The organism is Pseudomonas sp. PDM05 (genome assembly GCF_014851685.1).
Taxonomy (GTDB): Bacteria; Pseudomonadota; Gammaproteobacteria; order Pseudomonadales; family Pseudomonadaceae; genus Aquipseudomonas.
Map to the genome: position 1 here is coordinate 113,552 of NZ_JACVAC010000002.1, position 16,865 is coordinate 130,416.

11 protein-coding genes are annotated in these 16,865 nt (G+C 62.1%); 8 read left to right on the forward strand and 3 right to left on the reverse strand.

Translation table 11 applies throughout. From position 1 onward, the window contains the following. The first annotated feature begins 7 nt into the window (after positions 1–7). From IB241_RS05425 to IB241_RS05435, 3 genes are read left to right on the forward strand one after another with little or no spacing between them, the layout of a single operon-like run. On the forward strand, positions 8–937 hold the full coding sequence (locus tag IB241_RS05425) for a cytochrome-c peroxidase (protein WP_225595308.1): 930 nt from the start codon (positions 8–10) through the stop codon (positions 935–937). Beyond that, a complete protein-coding gene (locus tag IB241_RS05430; RefSeq protein ID WP_192297354.1) occupies positions 934–2,748 on the forward strand; it encodes a DAHL domain-containing protein in 1,815 nt (604 codons plus the stop codon). Before IB241_RS05425 ends, IB241_RS05430 begins: the two co-directional genes overlap by 4 nt. After that, positions 2,745–4,124 (forward strand): ATP-binding protein, encoded by a 1,380-nt coding sequence (locus IB241_RS05435; protein ID WP_192297356.1) that lies wholly within the window; start codon positions 2,745–2,747, stop codon positions 4,122–4,124. The genes IB241_RS05430 and IB241_RS05435 overlap by 4 nt, the downstream gene beginning before the upstream one ends. Positions 4,125–4,175: 51 nt before the next feature. Here the strand turns inward: IB241_RS05435 and IB241_RS05440 are convergent, their stop codons facing one another. Both IB241_RS05440 and IB241_RS05445 read right to left on the reverse strand, forming a co-directional pair. Then, entirely contained in the window at positions 4,176–4,481 is a 306-nt protein-coding gene (locus IB241_RS05440; RefSeq protein ID WP_192297357.1) for a HigA family addiction module antitoxin, read from the reverse strand. Positions 4,482–4,641: 160 nt separating this feature from the next. Further along, positions 4,642–4,914 (reverse strand): type B 50S ribosomal protein L31, encoded by a 273-nt coding sequence (locus tag IB241_RS05445; protein ID WP_192297359.1) that lies wholly within the window; start codon positions 4,912–4,914, stop codon positions 4,642–4,644. Positions 4,915–5,103: 189 nt separating this feature from the next. Between IB241_RS05445 and IB241_RS05450 the strand changes: the two genes are divergently transcribed. The 5 genes from IB241_RS05450 (at position 5,104) to IB241_RS05470 (ending at position 15,302) form a co-directional block, all read left to right on the forward strand. Next, entirely contained in the window at positions 5,104–6,723 is a 1,620-nt protein-coding gene (locus IB241_RS05450; RefSeq protein WP_192297361.1) for an FMN-binding glutamate synthase family protein, read from the forward strand. Positions 6,724–6,734: 11 nt separating this feature from the next. Next, complete coding sequence (locus tag IB241_RS05455; RefSeq protein ID WP_192297362.1) at positions 6,735–7,019, forward strand: putative quinol monooxygenase; 285 nt, start codon at positions 6,735–6,737, stop codon at positions 7,017–7,019. 62 nt (positions 7,020–7,081) lie between these two features. After that, positions 7,082–7,378 (forward strand): cupin domain-containing protein, encoded by a 297-nt coding sequence (locus tag IB241_RS05460; RefSeq protein ID WP_192297363.1) that lies wholly within the window; start codon positions 7,082–7,084, stop codon positions 7,376–7,378. A 227-nt stretch (positions 7,379–7,605) separates the two neighbouring features. Beyond that, entirely contained in the window at positions 7,606–8,730 is a 1,125-nt protein-coding gene (locus tag IB241_RS05465) for an OpgC family protein (RefSeq protein ID WP_192297365.1), read from the forward strand. A 65-nt stretch (positions 8,731–8,795) separates the two neighbouring features. After that, positions 8,796–15,302, forward strand: coding sequence for an NEL-type E3 ubiquitin ligase domain-containing protein (locus IB241_RS05470; RefSeq protein ID WP_192297367.1), 6,507 nt, complete (start codon positions 8,796–8,798; stop codon positions 15,300–15,302). 3 nt (positions 15,303–15,305) lie between these two features. Here the strand turns inward: IB241_RS05470 and IB241_RS05475 are convergent, their stop codons facing one another. Beyond that, positions 15,306–16,724: an amino acid permease gene (locus IB241_RS05475; protein WP_192297369.1), complete on the reverse strand. Its 1,419-nt coding sequence runs from the start codon at positions 16,722–16,724 to the stop codon at positions 15,306–15,308. Between the last annotated feature and the right edge of the window lie 141 nt (positions 16,725–16,865).

Sequence of the window (16,865 nt, forward strand, 5' to 3'; positions counted from 1 at the left end):
CCGTCTCATGCTCCTGCTGTGGGTGAGCCTGCCGCTGGCGGCCGCGCCGCTGGACGAAGCGCTCAAGCCGTTGCCTGCGGTGCCGGCGCTGGACCCGGCCAAAGTCGAGCTGGGTCGCCGTCTGTTCAACGAAACGCGCCTGTCGGTCAACAACACGCTGTCCTGCGCCAGCTGCCACCGCCTGGAAATCGGCGGGGGCGACGACAAACCCTTCTCCCTGGGCTTTGATGGCAAGCCGGTGCAGATCAATACCCCGTCCGTGTTCAACGCCAGCCTGAACTTCAAGCAGTTCTGGAATGGCCGGGTGGACACGCTGGAAGCGCAGGTCGAACAGGTGGTCATCAGCCCGGTGGAAATGGGCAGCGACTGGAAAACCGTGGTGCAGAACCTCACCGACCTGCCCCTCTACCAAAAAGCCTTCAGCCAGGCGTACCCCGATGGTGTCACCGCCGCCAATGTGCAAAACGCCCTGGCCACCTACGAACGCACGCTGCTCACGCCCAACTCGCGCTTTGACCAGTACCTGCTGGGCAACACCGAGATCCTGACCCTGCAGGAAAAATACGGCTACCAGCGCTTCAAGGATTACGGTTGCATCGCCTGCCACCAGGGCGTGAACATCGGCGGCAACATGTTCCAGAAATTCGGCGTGATGGGCGACTACTTCAAGGCGCGCGGCAACCCGGTCGAAGCGGACCTGGGACGCTACCTGCTGACCAAGGACGAAGAAGACCGGCACGTGTTCAAGGTGCCGAGCCTGCGCAACGTCGCGATCACCGCGCCGTACTTCCACGACGCTTCGGCCAAGACCCTGGAGAACGCGGTGGACGTGATGTTCAAGTACCAGTTGGGGCGTAACCCGACCCAGGAAGACAAGGACCTGATTGTCCAGTTTCTCAAGACCCTTACCGGCGACTGGGCGGGCAAACCTCTATGACTCTGTCTTCGCGCCGTACCAGCCAGGTGCTGTTGACCCTGGTCACGCTGTTCCTGGCTTCGACGCTGGTGTTTCTGTACCTCAAGTCGACCCGCGACCAGACCGCCAACTACACCGAGTCACGCGACCTGATCCGCCAGCTCCAGCAACTCAACGCGCAATGGGACAGCGAAGTGCTCAAGGCTCGGATCGCCATCACCCACAACTACGACCCGCTGGTCACGCCGCTCACCGACATGACCCGCTTGTGGGCCAACCTGAACGATCGCGACACCTACCACCAGCCCGAAGACCTGACGCGCTGGCAAGCCACCAAAGAGGCATACCAGGCCGCTATCCAGGAAAAAGCCCGGCTGGTGGACCAGTTCAAGTCGCACAACGCAGTGCTGCGTAATTCCCTGGCGTTTTTGCCGACTGCCGAAGATGACATCCAGGCCCAGTTCAATCGCTATGACGATCAAGACCGCCTGCAACTGCAAAGCGTGGCAACCGACACCTATGACCTGTTGCTCAGCAGCCTGGAGTTCGCCCAGGTCACCAGCGATGATCGGGCCGCCGATATTCTGGTGGGCCTGGGCAAACTGGAGGTCAACAAGGAACGCCTGCCCACGGAGTTCCAGGCACCGGTCGAAATTCTCAGCAATCACATCTCGCTGATCCTGCGCGAGCAACCTGTGGTCAACAACCTGCTCGAACGGATCGCTACCGTGCCCGTGGCCGAGCGCCTGGATGACCTGACCACCCACCTCAATCAGGACCAGCAAGCCGCCGACCTCATCGACCACCAATACCACCGCTACCTGCTGATCTTCTCGACCTTGCTGGTGGTGGTGCTGCTCTACCTGGCCGTGCGCCTGCTGCGCAGCTTTGCCGAGATCAACCGGGTCAACCGCGCCTTGCAGGCGGCGAACGAAACCCTGGAACAACGGGTGGAAAGGCGCACCCAGCAGCTCAAGGATGCGCAAACCGAACTGCTCGACAGCGCGCGCCAGGCCGGTATGGCCGAGATCGCGACCAACGTGCTGCACAACGTCGGCAACGTGCTCAACAGCGTGAACATCTCCGCCGACCTGGTCACGCGCAAACTGCGCAGCAGCAAGGCGCTGGGCCTGGGCAAGGCGATGCAGTTGATCAACGAACACCAGGCAGACCTGGGCACCTTTCTCACCCAGGATGAAAAGGGCAAGCTGCTGCCCGGCTACCTGAACCAGTTGGTGGAGGCCATCGCCCAGGAGCAACACGGCATGGCCGAAGAACTGGCGCAACTGAGCAAAAGCGTCGACCACATCAAGGACATCGTCTCCACCCAGCAATCCTATGCCGGCGCATCCGCCCTGCTGGAGCCGGTGCACATCAGCGCCTTGATGGACGACGCCCTGCGCATGAACGCCGGTGCCCTGAGCCGGCACCATGTCACGGTGGTCAAGGACTTTGCCCCGGTGCCGGAGATTCTCGCGGACAAACACCGCTTGCTGCTGATCATGGTCAACCTGATCAGCAACGCCAAATACGCCATGAGCAACCTCTCCAACCGCCCGCGGCAGATGACCCTCAGCGTGCAGCCGCTGGGCGACGGCAACCTGCAGATCAGCGTGAAGGACGACGGTGAAGGCATCCCGCCGGAAAACATGGCGCGGATCTTCACCCACGGCTTTACTACCCGCAAGGAAGGCCACGGCTTCGGCCTGCATAGCTGCGCCCTGGCGGCCGTAGAGATGAAAGGCCAGCTCAGCGCCCACAGCGACGGGCCTGGCCTCGGCGCGGTATTTACCTTGACGATTCCCCTAACCCTGGCCGGACACCCCGAATGAACCAACCGCCCAACCGGCGCATCCTGTTGATCGATGACACGCCGTCGATTCATGACGACTTCCGCAAGATCCTGATGCCCATCACCGAGTCGAACCAGGCGCTGGACGCCATGGAGTCCGCCCTGTTTGGCGGCCCGGAAAAACCCCAGGCCCAGGCATTCGAGCTGCACTCGGCGTACAGCGGCGAAGAAGGCCTGGGGTTGCTGACCACGGCCATGGCCGAGCAGCGCCCCTACGCCATGGCCTTTGTCGACATGCGCATGCCCCAGGGCTGGGACGGCGCCAAGACCATCGAGGAACTGTGGAAAGTCGCCCCCGACCTGCAAGTGGTGGTGTGTACCGCGTACTCCGACTACTCCTGGGAAGAACTGCTGGAACGTCTGCACGCCCATGATCGCTTGCTGATCCTGAAGAAACCCTTCGACAACATCGAAGTGCAGCAGATGGCCAACACCCTCTCCAACAAGTGGGACATGGCCCGCCGCGCCGCCCTGCAAACCTCGCACCTGGAGCTCTTGGTGGAGCAGCGCACGCAGGCGCTGCAAGTGGAAATCGAAGAACGCAAACACCTGGAAAGCCAGTTGGTGCAGTCGGAAAAACTCGCTTCCCTGGGCCAACTGGCGGCGGGTGTGGCCCATGAAATCAATAACCCGGTGGGGTTTATCTCCTCCAACCTCAGCACCCTCGACGGCTACTTCGAGCAACTGCAACAGATGCTGGATGCCTATCGCCAGGCCGAAGCGCTGCTGCCCGCCGGCGAGCAGCGCGACCAGCTCATGGCACTGGCCAAGACCCTGGAACTGGATTTTCTGCGGGAAGACATTCCGATCCTGATCCGCGAATCCAAGGACGGTATCGGGCGCGTGGTACAGATCGTCAAGGACCTGAAGAACTTCTCACGGGTGGACACCGACCAGACCTGGCAGTGGGCCAACCTGCAACAAGGCATCGACTCCACGCTGAACATCGTCGCCAGCGAACTCAAGTACAAGGCCGACGTGGTGAAGCAATACTCACCCCTGCCGGAAATCGAATGCCTGGCTTCGCAGCTCAATCAAGTGGTGATGAACCTGGTGGTCAACGCGGCACAGGCCATGGGCCCGGAACGCGGCACCATCACCATCAGCAATGGCGTGGAAGGCGAAAACGTCTGGCTGGAAGTGGCCGACAACGGCTGTGGGATTGCCCCGGAGACGGTGCAGAAAATCTTCGATCCGTTCTTTACCACCAAACCAGTGGGCGAAGGCACGGGCTTGGGTTTGTCGCTGTCGTACGGCATCGTCAAGAAACATGGTGGCGATATTTCTGTCAGCAGCGAGCCGGGTAAGGGGACGAAATTTCGGGTGGTGATACCGATTCGGCAGACGGCGGCGTAGGGCATTAAAAACCCGGCTTTTCACCGGGTTTAAATAGGCGCTGCTACACGATCAAGCGCAATGCGCGACTTTCTCGACTTCTTTGAAGATTTGATCGCCCGTAGCAATTTCCGCGGTGCGCAGATCATAGGCCGTCTGCAAATTCAGCCAGAATTGCGCAGAGGTTTCCAATGCAGCCGCCAAGCGCAGCGCAACATCCGCGCTGATGCTGCGACGCTTCAAAACGATGTCATTCACCGTGGGCGCGGAAACGTGCAACGCCCTGGCAAGGGCGGCGGCGGTAAGGCCCAGCGGCTCCAAATACTCCTCCTTGAGAATTTCTCCAGGGTGTACGGGACGCATGCCATTTTTAAACATGATGCACCTCAGTGGTAATCCACAATTTCAACGTTGGGTATTCAAGATATTCAACCGGCAGTTAAAGCGACCCTAAGACCTCGCGACGAACGGTCAACACCGAAAGCAAAAAAAGCCGCTCCTGAAACAGGCGCGGCCTTCACGCAAAGAGTTATATCCCTCACGCCTCGACTTTTTTCGCACTCGACCCAAACGCCGCAAAACGCTTGTTGAACCCGGCGATCCGGCCTTCAGCCTGGGTCTTGCGTTGTTGACCGGTGTAGATCGGGTGCGAGGCGCTGGACACGTCCAGCGGGATGTAGGGGTAGGTGTTGCCGTCGCTGTGTTTGTGGGTGCGGTCGCTGTCGGCGGTGGAGCCGATCAGGAAGAACACGTCGGCGGCCGTGTCGTGGAACAGTACAGTGCGGTAGTCGGGGTGGATTCCAGCTTTCATGGGGCCTCCGGGGCGTCTGGGTGCATTTCAAGTGTTATACAGTAACGCAAATCATGCAGCCAAACGAGAACCGATTGCAATAAGAATAGGCCTGCCACTTCTATGCAGAATAAACCCATAGGTTGTCTGGGGTTTCGTTACGGGCGCAGAATGGCGGATCGACCTTAGAGTCCGAACCAAGGGAACCGTATGAGCCTGTCCTTGCTAAGCCGTTACGCCTTCTTTGCCGTGTGCGTCATTTTTACCCTCGCCAGCCTCCCGTTTATCCAGCATGAATGGCTGTGGCCCATCACCGTGGTCACCGGCGTCCTCAGCCTGATCGGCATTTTCGACCTGCTGCAAAGCCCCCACGCGGTGCGCCGCAATTATCCGATCCTGGGCAATATCCGTTATCTGGTCGAAGCCATCCGCCCGGAAATCCGCCAATACCTGCTCGAATCCGACAGCGACGCCCTGCCCTTCTCCCGGGCCCAGCGTTCACTGGTGTACTCGCGCGCCAAGAACGAAACCGCTGACAAACCCTTCGGCACCCTGATCGACGTGTACCAGTCGGGCTTCGAATTTATCGGCCACTCCATGCGCCCTGCGCCGCTGAGCGACCCCAGCGCGTTTCGCGTGATGGTCGGGGGGCCGCAATGCACGCAGCCGTATTCGGCGTCGGTGTTCAATATCTCGGCGATGAGTTTTGGTTCATTGAGCGCCAACGCAATCCGCGCGTTGAATCAAGGCGCCAAGCTCGGCAACTTCGCCCACGACACCGGCGAAGGCAGCATCAGCCCCTATCACCGCGAAAACGGCGGCGACCTGACCTGGGAACTGGGCAGCGGCTACTTCGGCTGCCGCACCAGCGATGGCCGCTTCGACCCGGAACGCTTCGCCGTGCAGGCGCAGAACCCGCAAGTGCGCATGATCGAAATCAAGATGAGCCAGGGCGCCAAACCCGGCCACGGTGGCATCCTGCCCAAGCATAAGGTCACCCAGGAAATCGCCGAGACCCGCGGCATCCAGATGGGCGAAGACTGCATCTCGCCGTCGCGCCACAGTGCGTTTTCCACGCCTATCGAATTGATGCGGTTCATCGCCCAACTGCGTGAACTGTCCGGCGGCAAGCCGGTGGGCTTCAAGTTCTGCCTGGGCCACCCGTGGGAATTCATGGGCATTGCCAAGGCCATGCTCGAAACCGGCATCCTCCCGGACTTTATCGTGGTCGACGGCAAGGAAGGCGGCACCGGCGCCGCGCCGGTGGAGTTCACCGACCACATCGGCGTGCCGCTGCGTGAAGGCCTGCTGTTTGTGCACAACACCCTGGTGGGCCTGAACCTGCGCGACAAGATCAAGCTCGGCGCCAGCGGCAAGATCGTCAGCGCGTTCGACATCGCCAGCGTCCTGGCCATCGGCGCCGACTGGGCCAACTCGGCACGCGGCTTTATGTTTGCCATCGGCTGCATCCAGTCGCAGTCGTGCCACACCAACAAATGCCCGACCGGTGTCGCCACGCAAGACCCGCTGCGCCAACGCGCACTGGTAGTGCCGGACAAGGCCCAGCGCGTGTTCAACTTCCACCGCAACACCCTCAAGGCGCTGGCCGAAATGCTCGCCGCCGCGGGCCTCGATCATCCGTCGCAACTGTCGGCCAAGCACCTCGTGCGACGCATGTCGGCGACCGAGATCAAGCTGTTCTCGCAACTGCATGTGTTCCTCAAGCCCGGCGAACTGCTCACTGGCGAAGTGAACGGCGAGTTCTATTCGCGCATGTGGCAGATGGCGCGGGCGGACAGTTTTGAACCCCATGAAGTGGTTGCCGCCTGAGGACGCACATTGTGTTGAAAGTCATCGCCGAAGATTTCATCAAACCCGAACACGTGGAAACAGTCCGTGGGTGGTACGCCGAACTGGTGGAAAAAACCCGTCAGGAACCGCTGTGCATCGCCTACGATCTGTTCATCGATCAAAAAGACCCCGGGCACTTTGTCTTTATCGAGCAATGGCCTGACCAGGCCGCGCTCGACATCCATTGCCAGACCGAACACTTCACCCGGCTGGTGCCACAGATCAATGCGTATCAGGCCAAGCCGTGCCGAGTGTTGTTGATGGATGCGTTTTAAACCCACACCTGCCCCCTGCTGAACCGGACCACCGACGGCATCGTTGAAACAAGGAGATTCACATGCCGTTACTGGACTTTTCTGCCATCGCGGAACAACTGCCCGCCCCTTGGAAATCCACGCGCCTGGGCCAGGTCGGCCCGGCGCGGATCAAGGTCTTGCGCATGGATCAGCAGGCGTATGAGCAAGAGACTCACGACTACAACGAAGGGTTGCTGGTGATCGATGGCTGCTTGCGACTGGCGATTGCCGGCGAGGAAGTCGAGGTCGGGCCAGGCCAGATGTACCTGGTGGACGCCTATGTCGCTCATGGGGTGCTGGAAGGAAGCCACGGTACGCTGGTGATTATTGACCTGTAGCTCAGTCCCTACTGTCCAATCACCTCTGGCGGCGTTTGAAGCTCCTCATCAATAGCCGCCACCGGCGTACTCAAGCCCGCGACGTACGGCAATATTGAGACATTCAGTAATACCCGACCTTTGCAATTGCTTACAAATACCGCCAACCTGCCCGCCCGACGTGCGGCGCATGACGTTGCCCACGTCCACCTGTCCTTATTAAACCTATTGTTCAAGAGCCCGTAGCCATGTCTAACGGACGCGACCCGCGCATCGATTTCTTTCGGGGCCTGGCGTTGATCTTCATTTTCTGGGATCACGTCCCCCACAATCCTCTCGGCCAGATCACCCTGCGCAACTTCGGCTTCAGCGATGCCGCAGAAGTGTTTGTATTCCTCGCCGGTTTTGCCGCCGTGCTCGCCTACGGCAAGATCATGCAGCGCGACGGCTACTGGATGGCTTGCCTGAAGATCCTGCGCCGGGCGTGGGTGCTGTACGTGGTGCATATCTTCCTGCTGGCCCTGTTGATGGGCATCGTGTTCTTCGCCAACAGCCATGTGGAAACCCGCGACCTGGTCTCGGAGATGGGCCTGACGCACTTCGTCACGCACCCGCAACAAGCCCTCACCGATGAACTGCTGCTGCGCTTCAAGCCCAACCTCATGGACCCGTTGCCGTTGTACATCGTGCTGCTGGCCGGCCTGCCGCTGGTGTTGCCGATGCTGGTGCGCAAGCCCTCCGTGGTGGTCGCCGTATCGCTGACGATCTACCTGCTGGCGCCGTGGATGGGCTGGAACCTGCGGGCGATTGCCGATGGCGTTTGGTACTTCAACCCGGTCACCTGGCAACTGTTGTTTGTGCTCGGTGGCGCGGCGGCGATACACAGCCAGCGACCAAGACCCGTCGAGACGCGCCCACTGTTGCGTCAGCCGCTGTTTGTCAGCGCGGCGCTCTACGTATTGCTCGCGGGGATACTCACCCTGTCGTGGCGCTGGCCCGAGGTGCACGATGCGTGGATGCCGTCGCGCCTGAGTGACCTGCTCTACCCCATCAGCAAGACCGATCTGTCGCCGCTGCGCCTGGTGCACTTTCTGGCGTTGGCCTACGTCACGGCCAAGCTGCTGCCCGGCGCAGGCTGGACGCAAAACCGCCTGGCGGGCGAGGTCTGCCGCATGGGCCGCTACTCCCTGGAAGTGTTTTGCCTGGGGGTGGTGCTGGCGCCCTTGGCGGACATGGTCAACGCCATGGCCAACGATGCGCTGGCCGTGCAACTGGCCACGGCCATCGTCGGCGCGTTGCTGATGGCGGGGCTGGCCGCGTGGTTGGAATTCAACAAGCGCCTGGATCAACGCAAAGTCGCGCTACATAGCTAGCGCCCGGCACCCATAGGTGGGTGCTTCCATTTGCCTTCCACTCAACCCGTGAAAGGAAATGGCCCATGCCTACCCACCAACTGCTCAACGGCTTGTCGGGCAACCTGCAATCCAGCGAATCCTGGGCTCGCCAACAGGCTCTGGAGCTGATCCGCGAAACCCTGGCGCGAACGATGGGCAGCCTGACGCTGGCGCAACAGCGCGACTACGTCAGGCTGCAACGCGAAGCCCACCAGGCCCTCAAAGCGGTGGACCGCGAAAACACCGCGATCATCCAGGCCTTCAAGACCCAAGGGCTGGCCCAACTGAGCAGCAGGCTCGGCGGCCTGGACCCGCAAGCCATCCACCTGCACACCCGCTACCTGCAAGAGCTGCAACCACCGCTACCGTGGGAACCCAGGTCCAGCCAGCCGCTGTCACGCCAGCGTCGCTTTCGCCGTGCCTACGATGAATGGAAATACCGCGCCCACGTCTCCACGCTGTCGCTGTGGGATGCGGCCTGCCTCAATTTTGACTTCGCCACCGCTGAGCATCAGGCATCAGGGCACAGTTTTGTCGACGCGTCCTACCTCAGCGGCGCCGCAGGCCTGAAGCTGAGCGTCAGCGAGTTCATCACGATTGCCCGTGAACTGGACTTCGGCGGCCAGTTGGCGCAGCGCCTGCAACGCGCACTGGGCCCCGGCGGCGATCTGTACGCCACGCTCCAGGCCAGCACCAAGGCCTGCCTGCGTTTCGAAGCCCTGGAGGCCTATCGCAATCGCGCCATCACCGGCGTGACCCGCGAGCACTATGACAGCCTGAGCGCCGCCATCGACGGTAGCGGCCCGGCATTGAAATTCGACACCCTGGGCATGAGCACCGGCATCACCGTGTTGCCCGCCGTCCCCTTCGTACCGTCAGGGCAAACCGTCCCGGTGCCCCTGCTGGTGATTCATGTGGGCAGTCGCGCGGTGCTGTCGTATTTCCCGTTCCGCCCCGGCGGTGCCCTGCGCTACCACACCGATACCCGCCAGGCGGCGGATGACTTCCTGCAACAGCTCAAGGACAGCCACGCCCAGGGCGACCTGGGCTGGTTCGCCCGGCAACTGCCGATGACCGAAATGCACGGGTTCAAGCAATTGCTCAAGGAGGCATCACGCCCCGTGGGCCTGAGCCCGACCGCCGGGTTCCTGTACGACACGTTTCACTGTCTGTTCCCACCGCACACCCTCGATAGCCTGCGCTTTACACCGGACCCCAAACATGGCCGCGAAGAAACCCTGGTACAGGCCTGCACATACCGCGAAGTGCAACGCTATCAAGCCAACCTGTCGACCCTCGCCACCCGTCGCTCGGAACGCGACCTGCAGGCCTTGATCGACGGCGCGGCCGCCATCGCCCAGGAAGTCCTCGAACTGTTGCTCACCCCCGTGCCCGGCGGTGTAACGGGCCTGAACCGGGTCATGCAGGTGGCAGTGTTCGGCAGCCTGGCCTACAGCGTGATCGTGGGGATCAACGAAGCCGCGAGGGGGGAAGCCAATGAATTCGCGTCGGCCCTGGCCGACACCGCCGACCTGGCCATCAATGGCCTGTTGATCACCACCGCCGGCCGCGTGCATCGCCAGCGTATCGAGAGTTTGCTGCACCGGCTGGGTAACCCGAGAAAAATGCTCAAGGCCGACGGTACGCATGTGCTCTGGAAGCCGGACATCGGCCCCTACGCAATTCTCGACCAGCACCTGCTCGACGGCCAGGTCGCCAACCCCCAAGGCGTCTTCCAGGTCCACGGCAAGCAGTACGCCTGGCTGCAACAAAACGGCCAGCGCCGTGTGGTGGAGGTCAGTTACGACGCCAAGCTGATGCGCTTCGTGCTCAAGCAGGAAAACGACAGGCAGTTTGCCCCACCGATTCTGTTCAACCCCGCGCAACAGGCCTGGACCCTGGACCTGCACAACGCCCATACCCTCTCGGACATCCAACTGGCCGAGCGCATGCTGCCCAACGGCTCCACCGCCGTACCCCGGGTCGACATGGAAATAATGCTGCGCAGCACCGCCACCGACCGCGCAACCCTCGATAGCGTATGGAGCGGCCAGCCCGCACCGATCAACCTCACCGAAGGCGTAAGGCGCCTGCAGGCCGACCAGATCATCGAGCAGTTGATCAAGGACTTCCACCGTCGCGGCCACATGCCGCCCCATGCCGACGCTGCCGTATTGAGCCTGTTGACCCAGGCGCCTGGCTGGCCTGCCGACGTCAGCATCAACGTGCACGACCGGCAAGGCACCCTGCTCGAAAGCTATGCCGCCAACGACAACGGGCTTTCCCACACCATCGACCTGATGCGCCGCGATGATGGCACCTACGGCCTGCTGGCGGACCCCGTGACCAGCGTGCCCACCCGCGAGCAACTGTTCGAACTGATCCTCACCCAACAACCGGCCCATTCACACTTGGGCAAAGAAGGCAGCCCGCACCTGACGCTGGCCCAGCGCATTGCCCGGGTGCGCCTGCAAATCAGCCAACTGGCGCAGGCACACCGCATGGCGCTTTTCGAGGCCATGACGCGCTATGACGGCTATGCCCGCGCTGAGTTGGCCGCCGATGAAAGCGCACGGCAATTCTTGCCGATCAAGGTCGCTCCGTCCTTGGTGGAAGTGACCCCCGTGCTGAAAAAACTGCGCCGGCTCTACCCACCCCTGACCTCGGCCAACCTGCAACAGTTACTGCTGATCACGCCCTTGAGCAGCCGCGAGCAAGCGCAATTCCTGCACGATGCAAGCCTGCCCGCCTCGGTGCGGGAACACCTTGAACACCATCGCACCGCCCTGCGTATCGACGCCGTGATAGACGGCCTCTACCATCGCCGTGCCTTCAACCCCGACACCGACCAATGGGCCCGCGAGTTCACCGCGAGCCTGTTGCTCAATACCTTCGAGCGCCACTTCGTGGTCACCGACATGAGCCGCGGCACACCGTCCAATCGCTACGTTTCAAGCGGGCCCGACGACACCACTGTCGAGCTGTTGCACTACGGCCAGGGCCGCTACGAGGCCTACGACATGCGCAACGCCGGGCCGATTCCGGTGACGCCCGGGGTCGACAGTTTCTACCTGGCCGTCGCCTCGGTGCTGCAACCGGGTGAACGCCTGCAACTGGGGATGAAGAGCGCCAGTGATGCCCAGGGCCTGCGCAAAACCCTCGGTGATCTCATGAGCGCCCAGCGCAGCCCTGGAGGCCAGGTCAGCCTGCTGGATCAGTCCCTGGGCCAATACGAACAACGCGTCGTGCTGCCCCATGACCTCAAGCCCGACGCTGAAGGCATCTACGAATGGGAAGGCCAGCAACTGCTGCCGCTCTATGGCTCGCTGTACCCGATTTTTTTCGACAAACGCCTGCGCAAATGGCGGCTCAAGCATCCGGAAAAAGTCGGGGTCGATACCCCCCGTCTGGAGCACAACCGCCGGGGCGCCTGGCGATTGTCGAATGAAAACCCGATGACATGGGATGACCACCGTCTGTTCTACCGCCTGGGGCCGAGCAACTTTCATGTCGACCAGGCCACCGCTGCGCGGATCATGCGCGTCACCGACACCCCGGCGCGGGCCTTGCGCGAAGTGCACAGCGCCGGCCTGCCGCCGCCACCGTTGCTGCAAGACACCAGCAAGCGGTTTCGCATCGAGCGGGAAATCCTGCAGTTCATCAATGCCATGACCGTCTACTCGGCCACCCGCAATGCGCGGCCGTCCCTGCAACTGCTGCTGGTCACCAGCTTACCGGCGTGGCCCGCCAGCCATGCACTGCAGATCGTGGATGAGCAGGGTCAGGTGATCCGTCGCTATCCGGCCAGAAGCGCACCCGAAGCCAAGGCCATCCGCCTCACCGAAGCCGAAAGCCGTGGTCTGGAACCGCTGAAAAACATTGCGCTGAACGATGACGTCAGCCGTGCGCTGCTGGGTACCTTGCCCGCCACCCAGGAGGAGCGTCTGTTCAAGCTGTCCAAACGCATCGCCGACCACGCGTGGCGTGAACGCGCGCAATTGTTCGACATCCTCTACGCCCAGAGCGAGCATGCCACGACACTGATCGAACGGCGCCTGCACGCCCACTTCCCGCACCTGCCTACCAGCGCGATCACCGCGATACTCGAACAAGCCACGCCCAAGGAACTCAAGCGCTTGCAACAGCAGGACCAGGTCGGCCTGCGCCTGGCGGAACAGGCGCGGCTCACCGCCGACGATATGCGCCTTAACCGGGCGTACGAAGGCCTGTTCCTGGACACCCTGGCCAACCCCGACAGTGACAGGATCATCCTGCACGTGCTCAAGGATTTGCCCGGCTGGCCCCTGAGCCTGCGCGTGGACGTACGCCAAGCCAGCCTCTCCGGCCCGTTGCTAGGCAGTGGCGGGCATGCCAGCGCTGTCGACCGCCGCACGCTGGTCAAGATCGATGGCACCTACCAGGCCTATGGCCGCGAGGGACAACTGCTCAACGACCCCAGCGACAGCAGTGGCCTGATCAATAGCGTGGCCTCGCTGCTGACCGATACAGAACGCAGCAACCTGGGCCTGGACGACAGCGGTGACACAGCGCCGCTGCGCGAACGCATCGCCGACTTGGCCCTGGGCCAGCGCGTGGCAATCAAATCGCTGCTGGGCCTGGCGCATATCCCGCCGTGGTTGCAACCGCCGATGCCGGTGCACAGCACATTCCTGGCCTACCCGTTTTCCCTGCGCAGCCTCTGGCCTTTCAGCGGCCGCCAGCCGGTGGACCTGGTCAGCAAGGTCAAGGAGCTCTACCCCAGCTTCAGCACGGCGGCGGCCAACGAATTGATTGACGGCCTGGGCATGAGCGAACCGGCGGCGCTGATTGAGCTGGAGCGGCGCAAGGCCGAGTACCAGACCCTGGAGTTCGAGCTCAACCGCTGGATCGAAACGCCCCAGGCCATCGACGACCCCGAGACCGATCCGCTGGGTTGGAACTATGGCGTACGCCGCAGCCTGGCCGAACGGATATTGCGCGCCTGGCGCAGGGAAACCCGCTCGGCCTATGAAAATGAATCAGGCCTTTTCGACACCCACCAACTGGTGTTGCGCCTGGACGGCAACGACCTGCCCGACCCGGCCTTCATCCTGAGCAACCGCGCATTCGAACACATTGAATACCTCAGGATCGACGGTGACATGCTCCCCACCATCGGGAACGCATTCCTCAGCAAGTTCACCGGCCTTACCCACCTGAAACTCGATTGCCTGCTCGGTGAGCTGCCCCCCGCACTCGCCCAGATGACCCAACTGCAACAGTTGGATCTGAGCGACAACATGATTGAACTGACGGTTGAGTCGCGCCAGCAGCTGGCCGGGCTCACACGCCTGGACGGGCTGTTCCTGGATGGCAACCCCCTGGGCCTGACGCCCGATGTCAGCCGGATGACCCGCCTGCGGGTGCTGTCTCTGCGCCAGACCAACATCGACCAGTGGCCCATCGGTGCCGAGAGCCGCAGCAGCCTGCGTAGCCTGCTGCTTCAGGAAAACCGCATCACCACTATTCCCGACGCGGTGTTTTCCGATGTGCGCATGGGCCCCACCAACCGCAACACCATCCTGCATGACAATCCATTGAGCGATGCCACGCTCGACAGGCTACGCAACTACCGCAACCGCACCGGCATCGTACTGGGTGGCGCGCTGCCGGGCGTCCTGCATCAACAGGCGCAGGCCATTGACGTCAACCGATGGCTGACCGGCGTGCCCAGCGCCCAACACGCGCAACGTCAAACCCTGTGGCAACAGTTGCGCCAGCATGAAGATGCCAACCCCGACGACACCTTCCGGGTCCTGCGGGACCTCACGCAGTCGTATGCCTACCGGCGCAACCAGGCCACCCAGCAAGCACTCACCCGCCGTGTGTGGAACCTGCTCGACGCCATGGGCCAATCCACCGATCTGCGCAACCGGGTATTTCTCAATACCTACGTGGCCGGCACCTGCGGCGACGGCGCCATACTGGCGTTTATCAATATGGAAATTGAGCACCAGGTGCACCAGGCACGCAGCCAGGCCGGCAGTGAGCAGGCCGACCGCCAATTGCTGGGCCTGGCCAGGAGCCTGTTCTACCTGCGTCGGGTGGACCAGTTGGCCGAGGCGCATATCGAGCGCCTGCGTGCAGCGGGAGTGGACCCGGACGATGCCGAGATCAAGCTCTACTACCGGCTCAAGTTGCGCGATGCGTTCGACCTGCCGATCAGACGTGAAGAGATGCTCTACGCGGTCGAAGAATGGGTGAGCGAAGACGACGTGATCCAGGCCCGGCAAACCCTGGAGGCACTCGGCCGGACCCAGGCGGCGCAGGAGTCGTTATTGATGGAGGACTTCTGGATCGAGTACCTGGCCCGCAGCTACCCGGAGCCCTTCTCGACCATCGACAATGTGGTGCGCCACCAGCTCAATGCGCTGAACCAGGAGATCAGCGACCGGCGTTCGGACGCGTACCTGGAACGACGCCAATCCCTGGTGGAGCTGGAAATTGCCGAGCGCAATCGCCTGGTGCGCCAGTTGACCGAAGCGGCGCAACTGGCACAAGAGGCGCACTGAAGCTTACGCCGAGCGCGGGGCGGCTTGGACGTTGGCGACCGGCTGCAACTTGAACACGTAGAACAGCACGGTCAGCAACACCAGAAACGCCGGCCCCACGTACAGCGCCACGCGGGTATCCGGGAAGTACGCCATCAGGCCCACCACCAGTACCAGGAAAGCCAGGGCCAGGTACGAACTGACCGGGTACAGCCACATGCGGTACTTGAGCCCTGCCTGTTCGGCCGGGCTCAGGCTTTTGCGGAACTTGAGCTGGGCCAGCAGGATCATCAGCCAGGTCCAGATCGCGCCGAAGGTGGCGATGGAGGTCACCCACACGAACACCTGGTCCGGCACCAGGTAGTTGAGCAACACGCCCAGCAGCAAGGCAAAGATCGACAACAGCAAGGCCTTGCGCGGCACACCGTTGCTGGAAGTCGTGCCGAACGTGGCCGGGGCCTGGCCGTTCTGCGCCAGGCTGTAGAGCATGCGCCCGGTACTGAAGATACCGCCGTTGCAGGAGGACAGCGCGGCGGTGATCACCACAAAGTTGATGATGCCCGCCGCGGTCTTGATGCCCAACCGCTCGAACGTCATCACGAACGGGCTGCCCTGGGTGCCGATTTCATTCCACGGGTAGATCGACAGGATCACGAACAATGCACCGACGTAGAACAGCAGGATGCGCCAGAACACCGAGCCGATGGCGCTGGGAATCGTCTTCTGCGGGTTGCGGGCTTCGCCGGCGGTGAGGCCGATCATCTCTACGCCCAGGTAGGCGAACATCACCATTTGCAGGGACATCAGCACGCCCTGCACGCCGTTGGGCATAAAGCCGCCGTGGGCCCACAGGTTGGAAATGCCCAGCGCCACGCCGTCGTTGCCAAAGCCGAAGGCGATGATGCCAACACCGCCGATCACCATGGCGATGATCGTGACGATCTTGATCAGGGCGAACCAGAACTCGAATTCACCGAACGCCTTCACGGCGATCAGGTTGATCGTGCCCATGCTGATCAAGGCGGCCAGGGCCCAGATCCAGCGTGGCGTGTCAGGGAACCACACGCCCATGTACACCGCCACGGCGGTGATCTCGGCAACGCAGGTCACCAGCCACAGGAACCAGTAGTTCCAACCCGTGAGAAAGCCCGCCAGCGGGCCGAGATAATCTTGCGCGTAACGGCTGAACGAGCCGGCGACGGGGTTGTGCACGGCCATCTCGCCGAGGGCGCGCATGATCACCAGGATCGCCAGGCCGCCGATGATGTACGACAGCATGATCGCCGGGCCGGCCATTTCAATGGCCTTGGCCGAGCCGAGGAACAGGCCGACGCCGATGCAGGCACCGAGGGCCATCAGGCGAATGTGTCGTTCACCGAGTTCGCGTTTGAGCGGGCCGCCTTGAGCGGTCTCGCCATGGGGCAGTGGGTTGCCGACGGGCATAGGGGTACAACCTCATCTTGTTATTGGAGTGCCCGCCGTGGAGCGATCGCAGCGGGGCGTGCAGTATAAAAAGCCAGGGTTAGGGTCTTTCACTATAAAAACCGCTCAATTTAGTTAAAGAACCCGCAAAAATGTAACTTT

What these genes read in the sequence shown, in the direction of transcription:
- IB241_RS05425 (WP_225595308.1), top strand. Translation starts at nt 8, where the DNA reads ATGCTCCTGCTGTGGGTGAGCCTGCCGCTGGCGGCCGCGCCGCTGGAC.
- IB241_RS05430 (WP_192297354.1), top strand. Translation starts at nt 934, where the DNA reads ATGACTCTGTCTTCGCGCCGTACCAGCCAGGTGCTGTTGACCCTGGTC.
- IB241_RS05435 (WP_192297356.1), top strand. Translation starts at nt 2,745, where the DNA reads ATGAACCAACCGCCCAACCGGCGCATCCTGTTGATCGATGACACGCCG.
- IB241_RS05440 (WP_192297357.1), bottom strand. Translation starts at nt 4,481, where the DNA reads ATGTTTAAAAATGGCATGCGTCCCGTACACCCTGGAGAAATTCTCAAG.
- IB241_RS05445 (WP_192297359.1), bottom strand. Translation starts at nt 4,914, where the DNA reads ATGAAAGCTGGAATCCACCCCGACTACCGCACTGTACTGTTCCACGAC.
- IB241_RS05450 (WP_192297361.1), top strand. Translation starts at nt 5,104, where the DNA reads ATGAGCCTGTCCTTGCTAAGCCGTTACGCCTTCTTTGCCGTGTGCGTC.
- IB241_RS05460 (WP_192297363.1), top strand. Translation starts at nt 7,082, where the DNA reads ATGCCGTTACTGGACTTTTCTGCCATCGCGGAACAACTGCCCGCCCCT.
- IB241_RS05465 (WP_192297365.1), top strand. Translation starts at nt 7,606, where the DNA reads ATGTCTAACGGACGCGACCCGCGCATCGATTTCTTTCGGGGCCTGGCG.
- IB241_RS05470 (WP_192297367.1), top strand. Translation starts at nt 8,796, where the DNA reads ATGCCTACCCACCAACTGCTCAACGGCTTGTCGGGCAACCTGCAATCC.
- IB241_RS05475 (WP_192297369.1), bottom strand. Translation starts at nt 16,724, where the DNA reads ATGCCCGTCGGCAACCCACTGCCCCATGGCGAGACCGCTCAAGGCGGC.